At 72.3% G+C, this 19,934-nt stretch carries 18 protein-coding genes; 12 read left to right on the forward strand and 6 right to left on the reverse strand.

Annotated elements, in window-relative coordinates; genetic code table 11:
* Positions 1–144: 144 nt before the first annotated feature.
* Positions 145–1,707, reverse strand: a complete 1,563-nt coding sequence (locus ABD256_RS19625) for an ABC transporter ATP-binding protein (RefSeq protein ID WP_344420409.1) — start codon at positions 1,705–1,707, stop codon at positions 145–147.
* 160 nt (positions 1,708–1,867) lie between these two features.
* Between ABD256_RS19625 and mshB the strand changes: the two genes are divergently transcribed.
* The 3 genes from mshB to ABD256_RS19640 are packed head-to-tail and all read left to right on the forward strand — an operon-like array spanning position 1,868 to position 3,934.
* Positions 1,868–2,695: an N-acetyl-1-D-myo-inositol-2-amino-2-deoxy-alpha-D-glucopyranoside deacetylase gene (gene mshB, locus ABD256_RS19630; protein WP_344420412.1), complete on the forward strand. Its 828-nt coding sequence runs from the start codon at positions 1,868–1,870 to the stop codon at positions 2,693–2,695.
* A complete protein-coding gene (locus tag ABD256_RS19635) occupies positions 2,695–3,156 on the forward strand; it encodes a hypothetical protein (RefSeq protein WP_344420415.1) in 462 nt (153 codons plus the stop codon). Before mshB ends, ABD256_RS19635 begins: the two co-directional genes overlap by 1 nt.
* Positions 3,149–3,934: a hypothetical protein gene (locus ABD256_RS19640; RefSeq protein ID WP_344420418.1), complete on the forward strand. Its 786-nt coding sequence runs from the start codon at positions 3,149–3,151 to the stop codon at positions 3,932–3,934. The genes ABD256_RS19635 and ABD256_RS19640 overlap by 8 nt, the downstream gene beginning before the upstream one ends.
* Positions 3,935–3,954: 20 nt before the next feature.
* Here the strand turns inward: ABD256_RS19640 and ABD256_RS19645 are convergent, their stop codons facing one another.
* Positions 3,955–4,884, reverse strand: a complete 930-nt coding sequence (locus ABD256_RS19645; protein ID WP_344420546.1) for an NADP-dependent oxidoreductase — start codon at positions 4,882–4,884, stop codon at positions 3,955–3,957.
* A gap of 84 nt (positions 4,885–4,968) precedes the next feature.
* On the opposite strand from ABD256_RS19645, the gene ABD256_RS19650 reads away from it, so the two are divergent.
* Positions 4,969–5,943: a GlxA family transcriptional regulator gene (locus ABD256_RS19650; RefSeq protein WP_344420421.1), complete on the forward strand. Its 975-nt coding sequence runs from the start codon at positions 4,969–4,971 to the stop codon at positions 5,941–5,943.
* On the opposite strand, the gene ABD256_RS19655 is transcribed toward ABD256_RS19650, so the two are convergent.
* The 3 genes from ABD256_RS19655 to ABD256_RS19665 all read right to left on the reverse strand — a co-directional run bounded on the left by ABD256_RS19655 (position 5,891) and on the right by ABD256_RS19665 (position 9,707).
* A complete protein-coding gene (locus ABD256_RS19655) occupies positions 5,891–7,066 on the reverse strand; it encodes an AAA family ATPase (protein ID WP_344420424.1) in 1,176 nt (391 codons plus the stop codon). The genes ABD256_RS19650 and ABD256_RS19655 overlap by 53 nt on opposite strands.
* A gap of 236 nt (positions 7,067–7,302) precedes the next feature.
* Entirely contained in the window at positions 7,303–8,787 is a 1,485-nt protein-coding gene (locus tag ABD256_RS19660; protein WP_344420427.1) for a flavin-containing monooxygenase, read from the reverse strand.
* A 140-nt stretch (positions 8,788–8,927) separates the two neighbouring features.
* On the reverse strand, positions 8,928–9,707 hold the full coding sequence (locus ABD256_RS19665) for a site-2 protease family protein (protein WP_344420430.1): 780 nt from the start codon (positions 9,705–9,707) through the stop codon (positions 8,928–8,930).
* 263 nt (positions 9,708–9,970) lie between these two features.
* Between ABD256_RS19665 and ABD256_RS19670 the strand changes: the two genes are divergently transcribed.
* Together ABD256_RS19670 and ABD256_RS19675 are read left to right on the forward strand one after the other, a co-directional pair.
* Positions 9,971–10,294, forward strand: a complete 324-nt coding sequence (locus ABD256_RS19670; RefSeq protein WP_344420432.1) for a WhiB family transcriptional regulator — start codon at positions 9,971–9,973, stop codon at positions 10,292–10,294.
* A gap of 96 nt (positions 10,295–10,390) precedes the next feature.
* Positions 10,391–13,759, forward strand: coding sequence for a glycosyltransferase (locus tag ABD256_RS19675; protein ID WP_344420434.1), 3,369 nt, complete (start codon positions 10,391–10,393; stop codon positions 13,757–13,759).
* Here ABD256_RS19675 and ABD256_RS19680 read toward each other — a convergent pair.
* Positions 13,740–14,204, reverse strand: a complete 465-nt coding sequence (locus ABD256_RS19680; RefSeq protein ID WP_215550174.1) for a metallopeptidase family protein — start codon at positions 14,202–14,204, stop codon at positions 13,740–13,742. The genes ABD256_RS19675 and ABD256_RS19680 overlap by 20 nt on opposite strands.
* 131 nt (positions 14,205–14,335) lie before the next feature.
* Here ABD256_RS19680 and ABD256_RS19685 point away from each other — a divergent pair, with 131 nt between their 5' ends.
* The 6 genes from ABD256_RS19685 (at position 14,336) to ABD256_RS19710 (ending at position 19,921) form a co-directional block, all read left to right on the forward strand.
* Positions 14,336–14,689, forward strand: a complete 354-nt coding sequence (locus ABD256_RS19685) for a DUF3499 domain-containing protein (RefSeq protein ID WP_344420439.1) — start codon at positions 14,336–14,338, stop codon at positions 14,687–14,689.
* A 77-nt stretch (positions 14,690–14,766) separates the two neighbouring features.
* On the forward strand, positions 14,767–16,140 hold the full coding sequence (locus ABD256_RS19690; protein ID WP_344420442.1) for a phosphomannomutase/phosphoglucomutase: 1,374 nt from the start codon (positions 14,767–14,769) through the stop codon (positions 16,138–16,140).
* Between the two features lie 59 nt (positions 16,141–16,199).
* Positions 16,200–16,412: a Trm112 family protein gene (locus ABD256_RS19695; RefSeq protein WP_344420445.1), complete on the forward strand. Its 213-nt coding sequence runs from the start codon at positions 16,200–16,202 to the stop codon at positions 16,410–16,412.
* Positions 16,396–17,490 carry a hypothetical protein gene (locus ABD256_RS19700; protein ID WP_344420448.1) on the forward strand — a complete coding sequence of 365 codons (1,095 nt, stop codon included), beginning with the start codon at positions 16,396–16,398 and terminating at the stop codon, positions 17,488–17,490. The genes ABD256_RS19695 and ABD256_RS19700 overlap by 17 nt, the downstream gene beginning before the upstream one ends.
* 74 nt (positions 17,491–17,564) lie before the next feature.
* Entirely contained in the window at positions 17,565–18,812 is a 1,248-nt protein-coding gene (gene manA / locus ABD256_RS19705; protein ID WP_344420451.1) for a mannose-6-phosphate isomerase, class I, read from the forward strand.
* A gap of 185 nt (positions 18,813–18,997) precedes the next feature.
* Positions 18,998–19,921 (forward strand): cation diffusion facilitator family transporter, encoded by a 924-nt coding sequence (locus tag ABD256_RS19710; RefSeq protein ID WP_344420454.1) that lies wholly within the window; start codon positions 18,998–19,000, stop codon positions 19,919–19,921.
* The last annotated feature ends 13 nt before the right edge of the window (positions 19,922–19,934 follow it).

Below are 19,934 nucleotides of genomic sequence, written 5' to 3' on the forward strand. Positions count from 1 at the left end.
GGTAGCGCCAGAGCAGCGCGGCGATCGTCCCGCCAGCCGGTATCCGCTGATCCTGGCCGGATCGGTCGCGCGCAGCGGTTCCATCGACGGGCGCCTCCCAGTGTGCCGTCCCGCAATACTGCCCTACGCGACACCAGGGGAGTGTCAGAGTGCGGCCGCGAGTAGCTGCCGCGTGTACGGGTCCTTCGGGTCCCGCAGCACTTCCTCGCGCGTCCCGGTCTCCACGACCTTCCCGGCCCGCAGCACGGCGACCCGGTCGGCCACCGTGTCGACGACCGCGAGGTCGTGGCTGATGAACAGGCAGGCGAACCCCAGGTCCCGGTGCAGCCCGGCGAGCAGGTCGAGGATCGTCGCCTGCACGGAGACGTCCAGCGCCGAGGTCGGCTCGTCGGCGATCAGCAGCCGGGGCGACAGCGCCAGCGCCCGTGCGATCGCGACGCGCTGGCACTGCCCGCCGGAGAGTTCGTGGGGGTACCGGTTGCGGTAGCCCTTGCCGAACTGAACCTGGTCGAGCAGTTCGGAAACCCGTTGGTCCACAGTGGATTCCCCTTGCAGTACAAGGGGTTCGGCGATCGAATCGGCGACGGTCATGCGCGGGTCCAAACTGGACACCGGGTCCTGGAAGACGATCGAGAACGCGCGCCGCAGCGGGCGCAGCTTCTTCGCCGACAGGGTGGTGATGTCCTCGCCGAGCACCGACACGGTGCCGGAGGCCGGTTTCAGCAGCCGGATCGCGCAGCGCCCGATGGTGGACTTCCCCGAGCCGGATTCCCCGACCATGCCGAGTATTTCGCCCGCCCCGATGGTCAGCGAGACGTCGTCGACCGCGCGCCCGCCGCGTTTGCCGGGGTAGTCGAACACGAGGTTGCGGATTTCCAGCACCGGGTCCCCCGGCGGGCGCGGCGGTTCGTCGCGGCTGCCCAGTTTCGGAACCGCGGCCAGCAGTTCGCGCGTGTAGGCGTGTTGCGGCGCGTCGAAGAGCTGCCGCACCGGCGCCTGCTCGACGAGTTCGCCGCGCCGCATCACCACCACGCGGTCCGCCAGCGCCGAAACCACGCCCATGTCGTGCGTGACGAGCACGATCGCGGTGTCCATCGTGTCGCGCAGCGTCCTGAGCAGGTCGAGGATCCCCGCCTGCACCGTGACGTCGAGCGCGCTGGTCGGCTCGTCCGCGATGATCACCTTCGGGTCGCACGCGATCGCCATCGCGATCACCACCCGCTGGCGCAGGCCGCCGGAGAGCTGGTGCGGGTACTGCTTCGCCCGGCGCGCCGGGTCCGGGATGCCGGCGAGTCCGAGCAGTTCGAGCACGCGCGCGTCGGCGGCCGCCCGCGTGAGGTCGCGGTGCGCGCGCACCGCCTCCCTGACCTGCCAGGCGACGGTGTGGACCGGGTTCAGCGCGCTCGCCGGGTCCTGGAAGACCATCGCGACGTCGTTGCCGCGGACCCGGCGCAGTTCCTTCGGGGACAGCGCGGACAGCTCGCGGTCGTCCAGTTTCAGCGTGCCGTCGACCTGCCCGTTCGACGGCACCAGCCCGAGCACCGACAGCGAGGTGAGCGTTTTCCCCGACCCGGATTCGCCGACGACGGCGAGGATCTCACCCGCGGCCACCTCGAAGGTGATGCCGTTCACCGCGTTGACCGGGCCGTCCTCGGTGCCGAGGGTGATCCGCAGGCCGGACACCGACAGCACCGGTTCACCGCGCACGACAGGCCTTCCGCCGGGGATCTGGTCGCGGTGAGGATAACGCGCACGCACCTGCCCCGTGCGGTACCCGAACTGGATCGGGTGGCCGCGCGAGCGCGTTCTCCCAGGTGGCGGGTGCGGGGCGGCTCGCGGGCGGTGAGCGCCCGACTAACCTGACCCGGTGACCTCAGCCGAACCGCGCAGGCTCCTGCTCGTGCACGCCCACCCCGACGACGAGAGCATCACCACCGGCGGGGTGATGGCCCGCTACGCGGCCGGCGGCGCCGAAGTGACGCTGGTGACCTGCACGCTCGGCGAGGAGGGCGAGATCATCCCGCCCGAGCTCGACGGGCTCGGCTCGTGGGCGAGCGACCAGCTCGGCGGCTACCGGGTGGGGGAGCTGGCAGCCGCGTGCGCCGCGCTGGGCGTCACCCGGCAGCGCTACCTCGGCGGGATCGGGCGCTGGCGCGACTCCGGGATGGCCGACGCCGGCGTGAATCACCCGAGGGCGTTCACCGCGGGCGCGCTCGACGAGCAGGTCGCGCAGCTCGCGGAGATCCTCGACGAGGTCCGCCCGCAGGTCGTGGTCACCTACGACGCGTTCGGCGGCTACGGCCACCCCGACCACATCAGGGCGCACGAAATCACCACGGCGGCGGTCGGCGGCACCGGCGCCAGGCTCTTCCACATCGCCGCCTCGGAGCAGGCGACCAAGCGGGGCCTCGCCGAGTTGCGGGAGCGCGCGGACCTCGGGTTCAGGATCGCCGAAGACGGGGAACTCCCCACTACGCCCGACGCCGAGATCACCACCTCGATCGACATCACCGGCCACCTCGGTGCCAAGATTTCGGCACTGCGCGCGCACGCGACGCAGGTGTCGGTGCCGGACGGGGCGAACTGCTTCGCGCTGTCCAACGGCATCGCGCAGCCGCTGCCGCCAGCCGAGTGCTTCGTGCACGCCGGGGGCAGCGCGGAAGGCGTTTCGACGGATCTGTTCGGAGGACTGTGATGGCAGGCATCACGGCGGCGGGCGAGCCCCGCGGCTTCGAGCGCGGCGGGATGCTCGCGGTACTGGTGCTCGACACGATCCTGCTCGCCGTGCTGGAGCTGTTCTTCCTGCCGCTGCGGCTCGACGGCGTGTTCCTGCCGAAGCTGGGTGACCTCCCGGCGCCGATCACGATCGTGGTCGCCGGGGTGACCACCCCGCTGCTGGTGATCGCGGCCGCCAAGCTCGTCGGGCGCAGGGCGTCGGCCGTGCCGCTGGTGGTGTGGGTCCTCGCGGTGCTCGTGGTCGGGCTGTTCGGACCGGGCAAGGACACCGTGCTGCTGCAAGACTGGCGGTCGTTGCTGCTGCTCGCGAGCGGCACGCTGCCGGGTGCGATGGTGCTCGGCGGCGCACTCGCGGGCGGTGCGGGGACCGGTGCCGGTACCGGTGCGGTCAAGAGCGCCACGGGAGGCAAGCGTGGGTGAGTCCATTTCGGACCGCCAGGTGGTGGCCGTGCTGCGGCCGTTCGTCAGGGCGACCGGGCCGATGCTCGACGCGTTGCGCGAGTCGGACCCGATGGGACTTCGCGACCGCCGCCGCGGCGAGCAGGACGACCTGCACGAGGTCGACTCCACCCTGCGGGACAAGCTGCTCGACGGGCTGGCCTCGGTGAAGGTGCCCGGTACCGCGGCGTGGGCGGACATGGACGCGGACGCACGGGCGAACTGGTGGGTCAACCGCGTCGGCCGCTTCACCGCGCTGCTGACCGCCATCCCCGGCCTCGGCGGCGCGCTGGCGGACCGGCTGCCGGTGCAGGACGCGCTGGGCGCCGCGTCGCAGGGGCTCCTGCTGTGCGCGCTGGCGGGCGAGCGCGGCGTCTTCGAACTCGGCGACCGCGTGCGGCTCGTCGCGTGGGTCCTGTTCGAACGGGACGTCGACCCCGTCCTCGCCGCGGGCAAGCACGCCGAGCACGACGCGAAGGCGGAGGACGAGGAAACCGCGCAGCTCACCGAAGAGCTGTCGGAATCGTCCAAGAAGCACGGGAAGATCACCCCGAAGGCGACCGCGCGCACGCTGTGGCGGCTCGGCAAGTCGTTGCTGTCGATCACCGACGAGCTGGAAAAGCGCCCGCGCGGCCGCTTCTACCACCGGGCGATCGGAATGGTGCCGGTGGTCGGCATGGCAGGGGACTACCTCGGCGAGCGGTCGGGGCTCAAACGCGTCGCCAAGCGCGCGCACAAGTGGTTCGCCGCGCACGCCTGACCCAGTCCTCTTCGGACGGTTCAGCGCACGACGAGCACCAGTTTCCCCGTGGTACGGCCGGTTTCGCCGAGTGCGTGCGCCTTCGCGGCCTCGGCCAGCGGAAAGGTTTCCGCGATCTCCGGGCGCAGCTCGCCGGATTCGGCCAGTGCCGCGATCGCGGTCATCCCGCCGTGGTCCGCTTCGACCAGCAGCCCTTCGGCGCGTACGCCAAGCCGGTCGGCTTCCGCGTGCAGCTCGTCGAGCCCGCGCGGCAGGATGGTGACCAGCACGCCGCCGGGGCGCAGTATCCGCAGCGAGCGGAGCGCGTTCTCGTCGCCGATGGTGTCGAGCACGACGTCGGCATCGCGGACCGCCTCGGCGACATCCACCTCGCGGTAGTCGATCGGCTCGTCCACGCCGATGCGGCGCAGGAACTCGTGCTTGCCCGCGCTCGCCGTGCCGAGCACGTGCGCGCCGCGCGCCTTGGCGATCTGCACCGCGAAGTGCCCGACCCCGCCCGCGGCCGCGTGGACGAACACGCGCTGGCCCTTTTCCACGTTCGCGGTGTCCACCAGCGCCTGCCACGCGGTGAGCGCGGCGAGCGGGATCGCGGCCGCTTGGGTGTGGTCGAGGGAAAGCGGTTTGTGCGCGAACGCCCGCGCGGTCCCGGTGACGTATTCGGCGAAGGCGCCCCTGCCGTGCGGGTAGGGCAGCATGCCGAAGACCTCGTCACCCGGTTTGAACAGCGTGACGCCGACACCCACCGCCTCGACCACCCCGGACACGTCCCAGCCGAGCACCATCGGGAGTTCGGCGTGCATGTCGCCCGCGCGGTGCTTCCAGTCCGTCGGGTTCAGCCCGGCCGCGTGCACGCGGACGAGCAGTTCGCTCAGTCCCGGCTCCGGTCGCGGCAGGTCCACCTCGGTCAGGACCTCCGGGCCGCCGACGACGTCCTGGCTGATCGCGCGCATCGTGTTTTCGCTCATGCACCCATGCTGCCGACGGCGGGCGCGCACCGAAATGGCATGATCGCCATCATTCGATAAGATCGTGCCATGCATCGCATCGTCGTGTTGGCACTGCCGGGCGTGTACCCGTTCGAACTGGGCATCCCGAAGCGGATCTTCGGCTCGCTCCCCGAGCACTACGAGGTGCTCACCTGCACCGCCGACGGCCGCCAGGTCGCCACCAACGCCGACTTCGCGCTCACCGTCGAGCACGGCCCCGAAGCGCTGGAGACGGCAGGCACCGTGGTGATCCCGCCGTTCGACGTGTCGCTGGTGACCGGGGAGCTGCCGCGGGAAGTGACCGGCGCGCTCGCGCGGATCCGGCAGGGCACCCGCGTGGTGTCCATCTGCACCGGCGCGTTCGTGCTCGCCGCGGCCGGCCTGCTCGACGGCCGCCCCGCCACCACGCACTGGGCACTGACCGAGGAGTTCCGGAGCCGGTATCCCGCCGTCCGGCTGGACCAGGACGTGCTGTTCGTCGACGACGGCGACCTGCTCACCTCGGCCGGTGCCGCCTCCGGCGTGGACGTGTGCCTGCACGTGGTGCGCCGCGACCACGGCAGCGGCGTGGCCAACCGGGTCGCCCGCCTGTGCGTGGTGCCGCCGTGGCGCGACGGCGGCCAGGCCCAGTACATCGAGCAGCCGGTGCCTTCCGCGGCGGCGAGCAGCACCTCGGCCACCCGGCAGTGGGCGCTCGCGCGGCTGCACCTGCCGCTGACCCAGTCCGATCTCGCCAAGCACGCGCGGATGAGCCTGCGCACCTTCGCCCGCCGGTTCCGGGACGAGGCGGGCGTCAGCCCCGGCCGCTGGCTCATCCAGCAGCGCCTGGTGCGCGCACGCGAGCTGCTCGAAACCAGCGACCTGCCGGTGGACGAGATCGCGGCGCGGGTCGGGTTCGCCACCGGCACGTCGCTGCGCCAGCACCTGCGCGGGGCGATCGGCGTCTCGCCGCTGGCCTACCGGCGCACGTTCAGCGCTTCGGCCAGTGCCAGCCAGGCCGGTCGAGCCGTCCCTGTCCACTGAGGACGGTCTGGCCGAGTTCCTTTTCCAGTTCCAGCGTGGTCGCGTGCTCGCTCACCTGCTCCAGCGCGCGGATCAGCGGACGGGCGTGCGAGACGACGACGAGCTGCGTCCGCTTCGCGGCGTTCGCGATCAGCGCGGCGAGCGCGGGCAGCAGGTCGGGGTGCAGGCTGGTCTCGGGCTCGTTGAGCACCAGCAGTTCCGGCGGGCTCGGCGTGCACAGCGCGGCCACCAGCAGGAGGTAGCGCAGCGTGCCGTCGGACATCTCGGCGACGCCGAGCGGGCGCAGCAGGCCCTGCTGGCGCAGGCACAGCTCGAACCGGCCGTCGGAGTTCTTGACGAGCAGCCGCGAGCCGGGGAAGGCGTTGTCGACCGCGGTGGCGAGCGCGCCCGCGTCACCGGATTCGTTGATCGTCTCCAGCGCCGCGGCGAGGTCCCCGCCGTCGTGCCCGAGCACCGGGGTCCTGGTGCCGATCCGCGCCTGCCGCGCCGGTGCGCCGGCGTCGGTGCGGAACTGGTCGTAGAACCGCCACGACCGGATCCGTTCGCGCAGCACGAGCAGTTCCGGGCAGGCGCGCGGGTCGGCGAACTCGCTGAGCATGCTGTCGGTGAGCCGGATGCGGTCGGGATCCTCGCGCCACGAGCCGTCGGCGCGCCGCGTCCACACCGCCGAGCCGCCGCGATCGGCCAGCAGGGCCGACTTCCGCAGCGTCGCGCCGCGCCACACGCATTCGCGCTTGATCTCGGGATCGAGCACGAACGGGCTCGGCGGCGTCGGGGCGATGTTCGGCAGCCCCAGGTCGAGCGCGTACCCGAACTCGTCGCCGGTGAACCCGAGCCGCAGCGCCACCCGCTTCGTCCGCACGGTGCCCTGCACCGGCGCGTGCCCCTCGCGCACCGCGCGCCCGTGCGTTTCCGGCCCGGCCCACAGCGTCGACTGGAGGCCGCCCTCCCGCGCCAGCGCGGCGACGGCGCCGTTGCGCGAAGCGTCGGCGAGCAGCCGCAGCGCGCGGTAGAGGCTCGACTTCCCGCTGCCGTTCGGACCGGTGACCAGCGTCAGCCCGGACAACGGCAGCACGAGATCGCGCAGCGAGCGGTAGTTCTCGACGGCCAGCGTGGTGAGCACTTCTCGACGCTAACCGCTCGCGCCGGTGGATGCCGTCCACCGGCGGGGTTGTCGCGTCGATGCCCCTGGCTCAGCGGGGCCTCGCATGCCCTGAAGGTGCCCTTGAGGGAATCTGACGCCGCGATGGTGCCCTTCAGGGCATGGGCGTTGGGCGCCGCCATGTCGCGCGCCGTGAGGGGCGAGATTGCGGCGTCAGGTTCCCCGAAGGCGACCTTCAGGGACCAAAGCGGGAGAAGTCAGCGCGCGGAGGTGGCGGCCGTTTCGGCCCGGGCGCCGGTGCTGAACCGCATCGCCCCGTCCTCGACGGCGCCTCGGCGGATGGTGACGATGTCGCGGAGGTAGTTCTGCCGCAGCCGCCAGGGTTCCCGCGCGCCCTGCTTCGGCAGCGCGTCCTGCGAGCGCAGGATGTAGCCGGACATCAGGTCCATGAACGGCTCCTCCCCGACCGCCGGGTCGCGTTCCGGCACGCACACCCGGTACCCGTGCGCGTCGAGGTGGCCGAGCAGGCGGCACACGTATTCGCACACGAGATCCGCCTTCAGGGTCCACGAGGCGTTCGTGTACCCGATCACGAAGGCGAAGTTCGGCACCCCGGACAGCATCATTCCCTTGTACATCATGGTTTCCGCGAGCTCGACCTCCGCGCCGTCGACGGTGAGGCCGAAGCCGCCGAAGGGGCGCAGGTTGAGGCCGGTCGCCGTGACGATGATGTCGGCTTCGAGTTCTTCACCGGAGCTGAGCTCGACGCCGTGCTCGGTGAAGGTGCCGATGGTGTCGGTGACCACCGAGGCGGTGCCGCGCCGGATCGCGCGGAACAGGTCGCCGCCCGGCACGATGCACAGCCGCTGGTCCCACGGGTCGTAGCGCGGCTTGAAATGCGTGTCGACGTCGAACCCGGCGGGCAGGCTGCGCTTGGTGACCCGCCGGATGACCGCCTTCGCCAGTGCGGGGCTGCTCCTGCTGAGCTGGTACGAGCCGATCAGCGTCAGCACGTTCTTCCAGCGCGCGATCCCGTAGGCGAGCTTCTCCGGCAGCAGGTCGCGCAGCTTGTTGGCGATCTTGTCCTTGGCAGGCCGCGCCATGATGTAGGTCGGCGACCGCTGCAGCATGGTCACGTGCGCCGCGGTCGCCGCCATCGCGGGCACCAGCGTCACCGCGGTCGCGCCGCTGCCGATCACGACCACGCGCTTGCCCGCGTAGTCGAGGTCCTCCGGCCAGTGCTGGGGGTGCACCACGGTGCCGGCGAACCTGTCGCGGCCGGGGAACTGCGGCGTGTACCCCTCGTCGTAGTCGTAGTAGCCGCCGCAGGTGAACAGGAAGGCGCAGGTGAAGGTGACCGTCTCGCCGCCGCGCCGGACGCGGACCGTCCATTGGGAGTCCACAGTGGACCATTCGGCGCCGACGACGCGGTGGCCGTACCTGATCTTCTCGTCGACGCCGTAGTCCGCCGCGGTCTTCTCGACGTAGCGCAGGATCGACGGCCCGTCGGCGATCGCCTCCTGCTCCGGCCACGGCTTGAACCGGTAGCCGAGGGTGAACATGTCCGAGTCGGAGCGGATTCCCGGATACCGGAACAGGTCCCAGGTGCCGCCCATCGACTCGCGCGCCTCGAGGATCGCGATGCTCTTCCCCGGCAGCTCGGTGCGGAGGTGGCAGGCGGCGCCGATGCCGGACAGCCCGGCTCCGACGATCAGCACGTCGACGTGTTCTGCCGTGGTCATGTGTCCTCCGGCGCGCAGGCGTTGTTGACCGCTCGACTATAGGTCCGCACCTACTCCCGAGTCCAGATACCCGAGGAATCTGAATCGAGGGCGGAGACCGCCTGCCGAGCCGGTTTGCCGAGGTCGAGGGCCGGGTGCCGCTAGTTCCAGAAGCGGAAGAGCGAGCCGCCGAAGCCCGCGAACGTCGAGTCGCCGCCGATGGCGTCGAACACCAGGCGCGCGAGGCCGAAGAAGGCGTTGCTCACGAACGGCACCGCGATCAGCAGCGCGAACAGCACGAGCGGCGCCCACGGCCGCGCCTTCGCGCCCAGTTCGCGCGCCTGCGGCGAAAGGTACGGCTCGATCGCGCCGTACCCGTCGAGGCCGGGGACCGGGAGGATGTTGAGCACGAACGCCAGAATCTGCAGCAGCGCGAGGTAGGACAGCCCGCACACGAGCCCGACCGGGATGCCGGGGATATAGGCGACGCCGACGGTCAGCACGATGCCGAAGCCGAGGTTCGTCAGCGGGCCGGCGAGCGACACCCACGAAGACACCGCGCGCGAGCGCAGCGCCCAGTTGTTGATCCACACCGCGCCGCCGGGCAGCGGGATCCCGCCGACCGCGAGCAGCAGCAGGGGGATCACCAACGAGAACACCGGATCGGTGTACTTGCGGACGTCCATCGAGAGGTAGCCCTTGATCGCCACCTCGTGGTCGCCGCCCTTGAACGCCACGAACGCGTGACCGAACTCGTGCAGCGTGAGCGAAAGCGCCCACCCGGCGAGCACGAGGAGGAACACGCCGCCGACGATGAGCGGGTCGTGGTTGACGGTGAACAGCGTCGACTGGTCGCCGACCGCGGCGAGTACCCCGCCTGCGATCGTCGCGGCGAGGATGCCGAAGAAGACGGGACTGGGGCGCACTGCGGAACGTTGCACGCCGCCAGTGTTCCAAAGACCGTCCGAACGGGTGCGGCCAACCGGGGTATACGTCACATCCGGGACGGGAACCGCCGCGTGTCGTACGGCGTGTCCGCTTGCGCCGGGCGCGTCGGGTATCCCCCGAACTCGCTACTCCGCTTGACCTGGCCGCACTACACGGGTGTAATCACATTGATGTCATTCGCTGCGGGCAAGGGGGCGGCGAAGGACTGGATTCACACCGCCAGCCTGGGGAGTGCGTGGAAGCGGAGGAGGCGGACATGCGGTTGGACGCCGAAGGAAGGAACTTGGCACCGGTCGTGGACTGGCGAGAGGACCCGGCTGGGGAGCTGGGCGAGCTCACCGATCTATTCGATCCTGCCGAGGAACAGGAATGGCAGGACCGCGCCCTGTGCGCGCAGACGGATCCGGAGGCGTTCTTCCCCGAGAAGGGCGGTTCCACCCGTGAGGCCAAACGGATCTGCCAGGGCTGCGAAGTCAAGGACGAGTGCCTGGAGTACGCGCTCGGCCACGACGAGCGGTTCGGCATCTGGGGCGGCCTTTCCGAGCGCGAGCGGCGAAAGCTGAAGAAGCGCGCGGTCTGACCGCCGGGCGGTACCGCGGGCCGTGGCAGGCGGGGTTTTCCTTACCTCGTAGGGTGATCGCGATTCCTGCCCATCCGCGGAGCACTGGAGCGGTTGTTGCCACGCACGCCAACGCCACCGACGCAGCGAACCGCGCCGGTGCTCGCGATTCTCGTCTGCCACAACGGAGAGCAGTGGCTTCCGCTCGCGCTGTCGGCCTTGCGCCGCAGCACGGTGCGGCCGCGGCACATCCTCGCCGTCGACACCGGTTCGACCGACCGCACCGCGCGGCTCCTCGCCGAAGCGGCGGACACGCGTGACGTCGTCACCGGACCGGACGCGTTCCCGGTCCTCGATAAAGTGCTCACTCTTTCGGGTGAGATCGGGTTCGCGTCCGCTGTGGACAGTGCCGTCGAGTACGCGGTCGAGCGCTGGGGCGATCCCGGCAGGCACCTGTGGCTCCTGCACGACGACTGCGCGCCGGAACCGGACTGCCTCGACAATCTGCTGAAAGCGTCCGAGGCGGCACCGTCGGCGGGCGTGCTCGGCCCGCTCGCCGTCGACTGGGCGGATCCGCGCCTGATCGTCGACGCGGGGCTCTCGCTCGACGCGTCGGGGAACCGCCAGCCGACGCTCCCGTTCGACGAGGAACGGCCGGAGCAGAGCACCGAGGTGCTCGCCACACCGAGCGCCGGATCGCTCGTGGAACGCGAACTCTGGCACGCGCTCGGCGGTTTCGACCGCCGTTTTCCGTTGCTGGGCGAGGACATCGACTTCGGCTGGCGCGCGAACGCGGCCGGGCGGCTCGTGCTGTGCGTGCCGAGGGCGAAGCTCCGGCACGCCCGCGCGCTGACCACCGGGCGGCGCGCGGCGGGCGCGGTGTCCGGCTCGCTGGCCGAGACCGAGCGCGCGCACGGCATGCGGGTGTTCCTGGTGAACTGCTCCGCGTTCTCGTACTGGCTCGGGCTCGTCCGGCTGTCGCTGCTGTGCGTGCTGCGCGGGCTCGGGTTCGCCGTCGCCCGCCGCGGCGACCGGGCCACCGCGGAGTTCGAGGCGATCCGGTACGTGGTGAGCGGGCAGGGCGAACTGCGGGCGGCACGCGCCGAGCGCAAGGCGGCCGGGTTGCGCGGCGGCACCGTGAGCGGGCTGTTCACCAGCAGGTTCACCAGGATCCGCAACGCGACCCGCGCGGGCGTGCACTCGCTCGTGCGCCGCCGCGTCGCCAGTGAGGCCGCGCTCGGCAGGCTCCCCGAGCCCGGCGCGGACGAATCGGCGTGGATCCCGCCCGAAGCGATGCGCCCGGAGGCGCCCAAACCGGTCGGCCCCGACGCGCTGCCCGGCGGCGCGCTGCCGTCCAGCGGGATCCGCGCCGCCGGGCTGCGCAGGCCCAGCGCCGTCGTCGCGGTCGCGGTGGGCGAAACCGAGCGGGACGACGGCCAGGACACCGAAGACGCCGGGGACGGGGACGCCGAGGCGCGCCCGTCACCGGGGCCCACCGCGGGCGACGGCCGCGAGCTGGTGTTCGTCGAGGTCAACCGGCGGCGGGTGCTGTCGGCGACGCTGTTCGCCCCGCCGGTGGTGCTGTTCGTACTGCTCACCGCGCTCACGCTGGTGGTCAACGGGAGCAGGCTCGGCCTCGACCTCTCCGGCGGCAGGCTGCTGCCGGTCGGCGGCCTCGGCGAGCTGTGGACCGAGTACCTGGCGCCGTGGCACGCCGTCGCGGGCGGCACCGGCAGCTCCGCGCCGGCCACCTTCGGCGTGCTCGGCGTGGCGGGCGCCGTGTTCGCCCCGCTCGGCGGGCCGGCCGCGTTCGTCGCCGTGCTGCTGCTCGGTGACGCGCCGCTCGCCGCGCTCGTCGCCTACGCCGCCACCCGCGGGATGCGCGTGCACCGGTGGGTGCGCGCCGGCGTCGCGGCCGCGTACGCGCTGCTCCCCGCGGCCACCGCGTCCGTCGCGCAGGGCAGGCTCGACGTGGTCGCGGTGCACATCCTGCTGCCTGCCGTGATCGCGGGCATCACCTCGGTGCTCACCCGCTCCGACGGTCGCTGGCTGCACATTTCGGTGCTCTCCGCGCTCGGCCTCGCCGTCGTCGGCGCCTTCTCTCCGCTCGCGCACGCGCTGGCGCTGCTCGGCCTCGTCATCGCGTTCGTGGTGCTGCCGTCGCCGACCGGGCTGCCGAGGCGGATCGCGTCGGTCGGGATCGTCGTGCTGCTCCCGCTCGCGCTCGAACTGCCGTGGCCGACCGTGCTGTTCAACCACCCCGAGCTGCTCCTGCACGGCACCGGCGGCGCGGGTGCCGTGCCCGCCACCGCCGATCTGCTCGGGCTCTCGCCAGGCGGGCCGGGTGCGTGGCCGATCGGCGTCGCGGTGGTCGCGGCCGCGCTCGTCGCCGTCGTGTTCCGGCCGACCACGCGCGCCGTCGCCGGGCTGTGCGTGCTCGTGCTCGGCGTCGGCGGCCTCCTCGCGGTGCGGATGGTGCCGGTCACCGGGCTGCAGGGCGGCGCGAAGGCGATCGGCTTCACCGGTGTCCCGATGCTCGTCGTCGCCGCGGGCCTGCTGTGGATCGTGCTCGCCGTGTGCCACCGCGACTACGTGCCGGACCCGGCCGCGACACCGTCCCCGCTGCTGCCGAGGCTCGGCGCGGCCGGTGGCGTGGTCGCGCTCGTCGCGCTCGCTTCGAGCGCGGTAGTGGTCGGCGGGGACGGCCCGCTGCGGCACGGCCGGGGCGACACCCTGACCTCGCCGCTGTCCGCCGAACTCGCCATGACGGGCCGCTCGGCGCTCGTGCTCGGCACCGCGACCGAGCCGCCGCGCCAGGCCGCGGGCAGGCTGCCGCAGTACGGCGACGACCAGTACGCGCTGCTCGCCGCGACCCCGTCGAGGCTCGCGGGCTGGCAGCGCGATCTCGGGAGCGGCACCGCCGAGCAGGCGAAGGCCGCGCTCGCCTCGGCCGCAGCCAACGGTGTGCTGTTCGTCGTGCTGCCGCCCGGTTCGGACGTCTCCGCGTTCCTCTCGCTCGGGCAGAACGTCGTCACCGGCGCCGCGTCGACCACCTCCGGCAGGCCGGTGCTGCGGCTCGTCCCGCCGTCCGGCCAGGTCGCGCTCATCCCGTCGGAGCTGGCGAAGCAGGCCGTCACCGGTAAGGCGCCCGGTGACAGCACGGGCGTCACCCCGGTCGACGCCCGCCTCCCGGACGTCCGCGTCCGGGTTTCCGACGGCCCCGAAGGCAGGCTGCTGGTGCTCGCCGCCGAGCAGGAGGGCGGCTGGCAGGCCAGCGTCAACGGCAAGCGCGTGCCGATCGTGCCCGCGTGGGGGCACCAGGTCGCGGTCGCGGTACCGGCAAGGCAGTCGGAGGTGCTGGTGGAGCACCCGTCGACGCTGCGCAACATCCTGCTGCTCGCTCAGGTGGCGGCGGTCCTGTTCACGCTGCTCACCGCGATCCCCGGCCGCTCGTCATCGAGGACGGCTAGTCGCCGCCCTCGATGACGTCCGGCTCCACGCCGAGGTAGCCCGCGACCTGCTCGACGAGCACCTCGTGCACCAGTTCGGCCAGGTCGGCGGGGTCCTTCGCGCGCGCCTCCAGCGGGCGGCGGTAGAGCACGATGCGCGCCCGCGTCGGCATGCCCGTGCGGTCCACCCCCGCGGGCACCAGGCGCGAGAGCGGGACCGCGCCGTCGTGCAGCACGCCGTCGGTCTGCGCGGGGGCCTGGCCCTTGCGCACCTCGGGCACGTCGTCGACCGCGACGTCGAGCTTGGTGAGCTGGTCACGCCAGCGGGCCTCGATCGGTTCGAGCGCGTCGAGCACGAGCGTGTCGAACCGTTCGGCCCTGCTGGCCGCGGCGGGCAGCGACGCCGGGTACAGCGGGCCGCGCAGACCTCGCCCGTGCCGGTCCCGGCGCATGCCCTGCCGCTGTCGGGAACTACGAGCCATCGCCACGAACGGAAAGAGTACGCGCACGGCCCGACAGCGCGCGGTCATGCACGGCTTTACGCACGGTCATGGCGGGATTCACCGGTGTGCCTGCGCGCCTAAGAGGCGGCGACGCGCTATCGTCCTTGATCGTGTCGAGCGTACGAAAGTGTTCGCGGACGGGGTGTCTCGAGCCCGCGGTCGCCACGCTGACCTACGCCTACAGCGATTCCACGGCGGTGGTCGGCCCACTCGCGACGGCGTCCGAGCCGCACTCCTACGACCTGTGCGAAGAGCACGCACTGCGGCTGACCGCGCCCAAGGGGTGGGAAGTGGTCCGCCACGAAGGCGAGTTCGCCGCACCGGACCGCTCCGACGACGAGCTGACCGCGCTCGCCGAGGCCGTCCGCGAGGCCGGTCGCTCCGACGGGGCCCCGCCGCCACCCGAGCAGGACGGCCCGTCCGGCCGCCGCGGGCACCTGCGGGTGCTGCCCGGACGCACCTGAAGGCCCCGACGGCCTCGCCCGCCGGTAGGCTTCGGCACGCGCAACGAGCGCGTTGTCGAGTAGTTCGGGGAGAGGGCGTGTCGGACCTTTCGGGGATTGTGAAGGCCTACGACATTCGCGGGGTGGTCGGCGAGCAGATCGACGCCGGGCTGGTGCGGGACTTCGGCGCCGCGTTCGCCCTGCTCATCAAGCCGGACTCGCCGTCGGTGGTGATCGGCCACGACATGCGCGACTCGTCGCCGGGGCTGGCCGAGGCGTTCGCCGACGGCGTGACGTCGCAGGGCCTCGACGTGGTGTCGATCGGGCTGGCCAGCACCGACCAGCTCTACTTCGCCTCCGGCTCGCTCGACATGCCGGGCGCGATGTTCACCGCGAGCCACAACCCGGCGAAGTACAACGGCATCAAGCTGTGCCGCGCCGGTGCCGCCCCGGTCGGGCAGGACTCCGGCCTGTCCGAGATCAGGGACACCGTGGAGAACGGCGTGCCCGCGTTCTCCGGCCAGCGCGGCACCGTCACCGAGCGGGACGTCCTCGCCGAGTACGCCGCCTACCTGCGCGGACTCGTCGACCTCACCGGCAGCAGGCCGCTGAAGATCGTCGTCGACGCCGGCAACGGCATGGGCGGGCACACCGTGCCGACCGTGCTCGGCGGCGCGGGCGATCTCGCCGCGCTCCCGTTCGAGATCGTGCCGCTGTACTTCGAGCTGGACGGCAGCTTCCCCAACCACGAGGCGAACCCGCTCGACCCCAAGAACATCGTCGACCTGCAGGCCAAGGTACGCGAGGTCGGCGCCGACCTCGGGCTCGCCTTCGACGGCGACGCGGACCGCTGCTTCGTCGTCGACGAGAAGGGCGACCCGGTGTCGCCGAGCGCGGTCACCGCGCTCGTCGCGACCCGTGAGCTGGCCAAGGAGCCGGGCGCGACGATCATCCACAACCTGATCACCTCGCACGCGGTGCCCGAGATCGTGGCCGAGCACGGCGGCACCGCGGTCCGCACCAGGGTCGGGCACTCGTTCATCAAGCAGGAGATGGCCGCCACCGGCGCGATCTTCGGCGGCGAGCACTCCGCGCACTACTACTTCCGCGACTTCTGGCGCGCCGACACCGGCATGCTGGCCGCGCTGCACGTGCTGGCCGCGCTCGGCGAGCAGGAGCGCCCGCTCTCCGAGCTGACCGCCCAGTTCTCGCGCTACGCCGCGTCGGGTGAGATCAACTCCACGGTGTCCGACCAGGTCGCCAGGCTGAACGCGGTGAAGGACACCTTCGGCGCCCGCGACGGCGCCACCCTCGACGAGCTCGACGGGCTGACCGTGCGGCTCGGCGACGGGTCGTGGTTCAACCTGCGCGCGTCCAACACCGAGCCGCTGCTCCGGCTGAACGTCGAGGCGCCGGACACCGCCGCCGTGCGGGCGCTCACCGACGAAGTGCTGGCGATCGTCCGTGCGTAGGGGACGTTCCGCCGCACACCCGCAATCGAGGGGTTACTCCGTCCTGGTAGGGAATACATATGGCCCTCAAGCTTGACGCGCAGCTGCTGGAGATCCTCGCCTGCCCGTCGCCAGACCACGCGCCACTGCGCCCCGGCACTCCTGACGACCACGAGGCCGAGGCGCTGACCTGCACCGAATGCGGCCGGGTGTTCCCGGTCCGCGACGGGATCCCCGTCCTGCTGCTGGACGAGGCGACCGAACCGGATGGCCGTCATGCCGATGGTTCTTGACGACACGCTCCTCGACGACCCGGCGCGGCTCGCCGAGACCGACAGCGCCGGGCTGCTGCGGCACGCCGCGATGGCGGGCGCGCAGGTGCGCTCCACCGCCGAGTCGGCGGCCGAACTGGAGCTGAGCGACCGGCTCGACGTCGGGCGGCCGCGCGCGTTCGTGCTGCTCTCGCGCCCCGGTGCGGGACGGGCCGCGGTGCGGGTGCTGCACGCGCTCATCGCCGCGCAGTGCCCGGTGCCGGTCGTGATCAGCGACGTCGTGCCCAACTGGGTCGGCGCGCTCGACGTGGTGTTCGGGCACACCGACGACCCCGGCGACCGCGAGCTCGCCGCGTCGCTCGACCGCGCGAGCCGCTACGGCGCGCGGGTCGTGCTGTCCGCCCCCGGCGACGGGCCGGTGGCCGCGTCGGTGGCGGGCAAGGGCGTGGTGCTCACGCCGCGCGTGCCGGTGCCGCCGGAGTTCGCCTTCCCCCGCGCGCTCGCGTCCGGGCTGCTCACCGCGAACGCGCTCGGCGTGCACGTCGCCGACGTCGAATCGCTGGCCGACCAGCTCGACGACGAGGCCGAGAAGGACCACCTCGGCCGTGAATCGTTCGCGAACCCGGCCAAGGCGCTCGCGCTGCGCGTCGCCGAGCGCACCCCGCTGCTGTGGGGGTTCGACCCGGTGGCGGTCGCCGTCGCCGAGCACGCGGCGTTCGCGTTCGCCGCGCACGCCGCGACGGTCTGCGACGTCGCGGGATACCAGCAGGCGCTGGCGAGGCCGGCACTGCACCGCGCCGCGCTCGCGGGAAACAGCGCGCAGGACATCTTCGCCGACCCGGACGACGAAACCGGGGCGGGCGCGGCACGGCCGAGGGCCATGCTGCTGTCGGTGCGGACCGGCCCCGCGGCCGACACGGCCCGGTTCGAAGCGGGCGACCGGTTCCCCGGGATCGAGGTCATTTCCCCCGCCGAGGAGCTGGACGCGGAGGAGCCGGTACGGGCGGGCGTGCTCGCGCTGCGGTTCGAACTGGCCGCGGTCTACCTCGGTCTCGCGGCGGGGACGGGCGCCGGGCACTTCACGTCCGTCACGGCCTGACCACCCGGTGCGAGCAGGCCGGAACTTGGGCCCCGCCGGAGAAGGTCGCGGGCCGCAGAGGAGTTGAGAACACAGTGGAGCTGCTGCGCAATGCTGTGCGGCCCTACGCGTGGGGCTCGAGAACCACGATCCCGGAGCTGCTCGGCAGGCCGGTGCCCGCACCGCACCCGGAGGCGGAGCTGTGGCTGGGCGCGCACCCCGGCGACCCGTCGAAGGTGCTCGGCGCGGACGGCTCCGAGCGAAGCCTGCTCGACCTGCTGGAGGCCGACCCGGTCGGCCAGCTCGGCGACCGCTGCGCGAACCGGTGGGGCAACCGGCTCCCGTTCCTGCTGAAGATCCTCGCCGCCGAAGAGCCGCTGTCGATGCAGGCGCACCCGTCGGCGGCGCAGGCCGCGGAGGGGCACGCGCGCGAGGAGAAGCTCGGCATCGCCCGTGACGCGCCGAACCGGAACTACCCCGATCCGACCGCGAAACCCGAGCTGGTGTGCGCGCTCACCGAGTTCCACGCGCTCGCGGGCTTCCGCGCGCCGGAGCGGACCGTGGCGCTGCTGCGCGCGATCGAGACGCCGGGACTGGCCAAGTACACCGAGCTGCTCTCCGGACAGCCGGACCCGGACGGCCTCCGCGCGCTGTTCACGACGTGGATCACGCTGCCGCAGGCCAAGCTCGACGAGCTGCTGCCCGACGTGCTCGACGCGTGCGTCCTGCACATCAAGGACCACGGCGAGTTCGACGTCGAGTGCCGCACCATCCTGGAACTCGGCGAGGCGCACCCGCGCGACGCGGGCGTGCTCGCCGCGCTGCTGCTCAACCGCCTCACCCTCTCCGCGGGCGAGGCGATCTACCTCCCCGCCGGGAACCTGCACTCCTACCTGCACGGCACCGCCGTCGAGATCCTCGCGAACTCGGACAACATCCTGCGCTGCGGGCTCACGCCGAAGCACGTGGACGTGCCGGAGCTGCTGCGCGTCGTCGACTTCGGCTGCGGCGACATGCCGGTGCACACCGGCGACCCCGGCCCGCACGGCGCCGTCTACCGCACCGAAACGCCCGAGTTCGAGCTGTCCAGGGTCGAATGGGCCGCCGGTGACGGCGGCGACGACAGCGAGGTCCGCTTCGCCGGGGGCGCCCCGCAGATCCTGCTGTGCACCGCCGGGGAGCTGGTGGTGACCGCCGAGGACGGCGAGCGCGCCGAACTGCACCGCGGCCAGTCCGCCTGGCTGCCCGCGAGCCATCCCGCGGTGCGCGTCCGCCCCGCCGGCGGCCCGCGCACCCAGCTCTTCCGCGCCACCCCCGGCACCTGCGACAGCCTCGCCCCGTAGTCCTGTTCTGCCCGTGGCCGGCTCGGGTGGCGGTGCGAGCATGAGCGGCCGAGCCTGAACGCGGGCACCGGCATTCCGGGCGCGAAGCCCGGAAGCCGCGAGGACACCCGCGCCGAGCTGACGCCGCGACCGGCCTTTAAGCTGCAACCCGACAAAACGCCAGCGCGATCCAGGGGGCTGTTCCAGTGTCAGCAAACGGCGGGACGAAGGCGATTCTGGCCGCGCTCGGCGCGAACGCCGGGATCGCGGTGGCGAAGTTCGTCGGGTTCGCGTTCACCGGGTCGTCGTCGATGCTCGCGGAGGCCGTGCACTCGGTCGCGGACACCTCGAACCAGGGCCTGCTGCTGCTCGGCCAGAAGACCTCCCGGCGCACGGCGACCAAGGAGCACCCGTTCGGCTTCGGCCGCGACCGGTACTTCTACTCGTTCATCGTCGCGCTCATGCTGTTCACGCTCGGCGCCGCGTTCGCGATCTACGAGGGCGTCCACAAGGTCGCCGAACCGGAGCCGCTGACCACCCCGCTGGTCGCGGTGCTCATCCTGGTCGTCGCGATCGGGCTGGAGGGCTTCAGCTTCTACACCGCGATCGGCGAATCCCGCCAGCTCAAGGGCACCTCGACCTGGTGGGGCTTCGTCCGGCAGTCGCGCACGCCCGAGCTCCCGGTGGTGCTGCTCGAGGACGCGGGCGCGCTGCTCGGGCTCGTGTTCGCCCTGATCGGCGTCGGGCTGTCCGTGCTCACCGGCGACCCGGTCTGGGACGGCGTCGGCACGCTGATGATCGGCGCGCTGCTCGCCGTCATCGCGGTCATCCTGATCGTCGAGATGAAGAGCCTCCTCATCGGGGAGGGCGCCACCGACGCCGAGCTCGAAACCATCGTCGACGAGCTGGCCGCGGGCAAGGTCGAACGGGTCATCCACATCCGCACCCAGTACCTCGGCCCGGACGAGCTGCTGGTCGCCGCGAAGCTCGCGCTGGCGCCGCGGCTGGAGACCGACCAGATCGCGAAGGCCATCGACGACGCCGAGGCGCGCGTGCGGGCGAAGGTGCCCTCGGTGCGGCTCATGTACCTCGAACCCGATCTCGATCGCGGCGCGGTCAACCCGAAGTGACGCGGAGTTAGCC

Source organism: Amycolatopsis minnesotensis (assembly GCF_039529815.1).
Classification (GTDB): domain Bacteria; phylum Actinomycetota; class Actinomycetes; order Mycobacteriales; family Pseudonocardiaceae; genus Amycolatopsis; species Amycolatopsis minnesotensis.

Bases quoted from the DNA above. Each gene is read 5' to 3' on its own strand.
- ABD256_RS19680 (WP_215550174.1), bottom strand. From the start codon at position 14,204: ATGGCTCGTAGTTCCCGACAGCGGCAGGGCATGCGCCGGGACCGGCAC.
- ABD256_RS19670 (WP_344420432.1), top strand. From the start codon at position 9,971: ATGCGGTTGGACGCCGAAGGAAGGAACTTGGCACCGGTCGTGGACTGG.
- ABD256_RS19635 (WP_344420415.1), top strand. From the start codon at position 2,695: ATGGCAGGCATCACGGCGGCGGGCGAGCCCCGCGGCTTCGAGCGCGGC.
- ABD256_RS19650 (WP_344420421.1), top strand. From the start codon at position 4,969: ATGCATCGCATCGTCGTGTTGGCACTGCCGGGCGTGTACCCGTTCGAA.
- ABD256_RS19700 (WP_344420448.1), top strand. From the start codon at position 16,396: ATGCCGATGGTTCTTGACGACACGCTCCTCGACGACCCGGCGCGGCTC.
- ABD256_RS19695 (WP_344420445.1), top strand. From the start codon at position 16,200: ATGGCCCTCAAGCTTGACGCGCAGCTGCTGGAGATCCTCGCCTGCCCG.
- ABD256_RS19660 (WP_344420427.1), bottom strand. From the start codon at position 8,787: ATGACCACGGCAGAACACGTCGACGTGCTGATCGTCGGAGCCGGGCTG.
- ABD256_RS19645 (WP_344420546.1), bottom strand. From the start codon at position 4,884: ATGCGCGCGATCAGCCAGGACGTCGTCGGCGGCCCGGAGGTCCTGACC.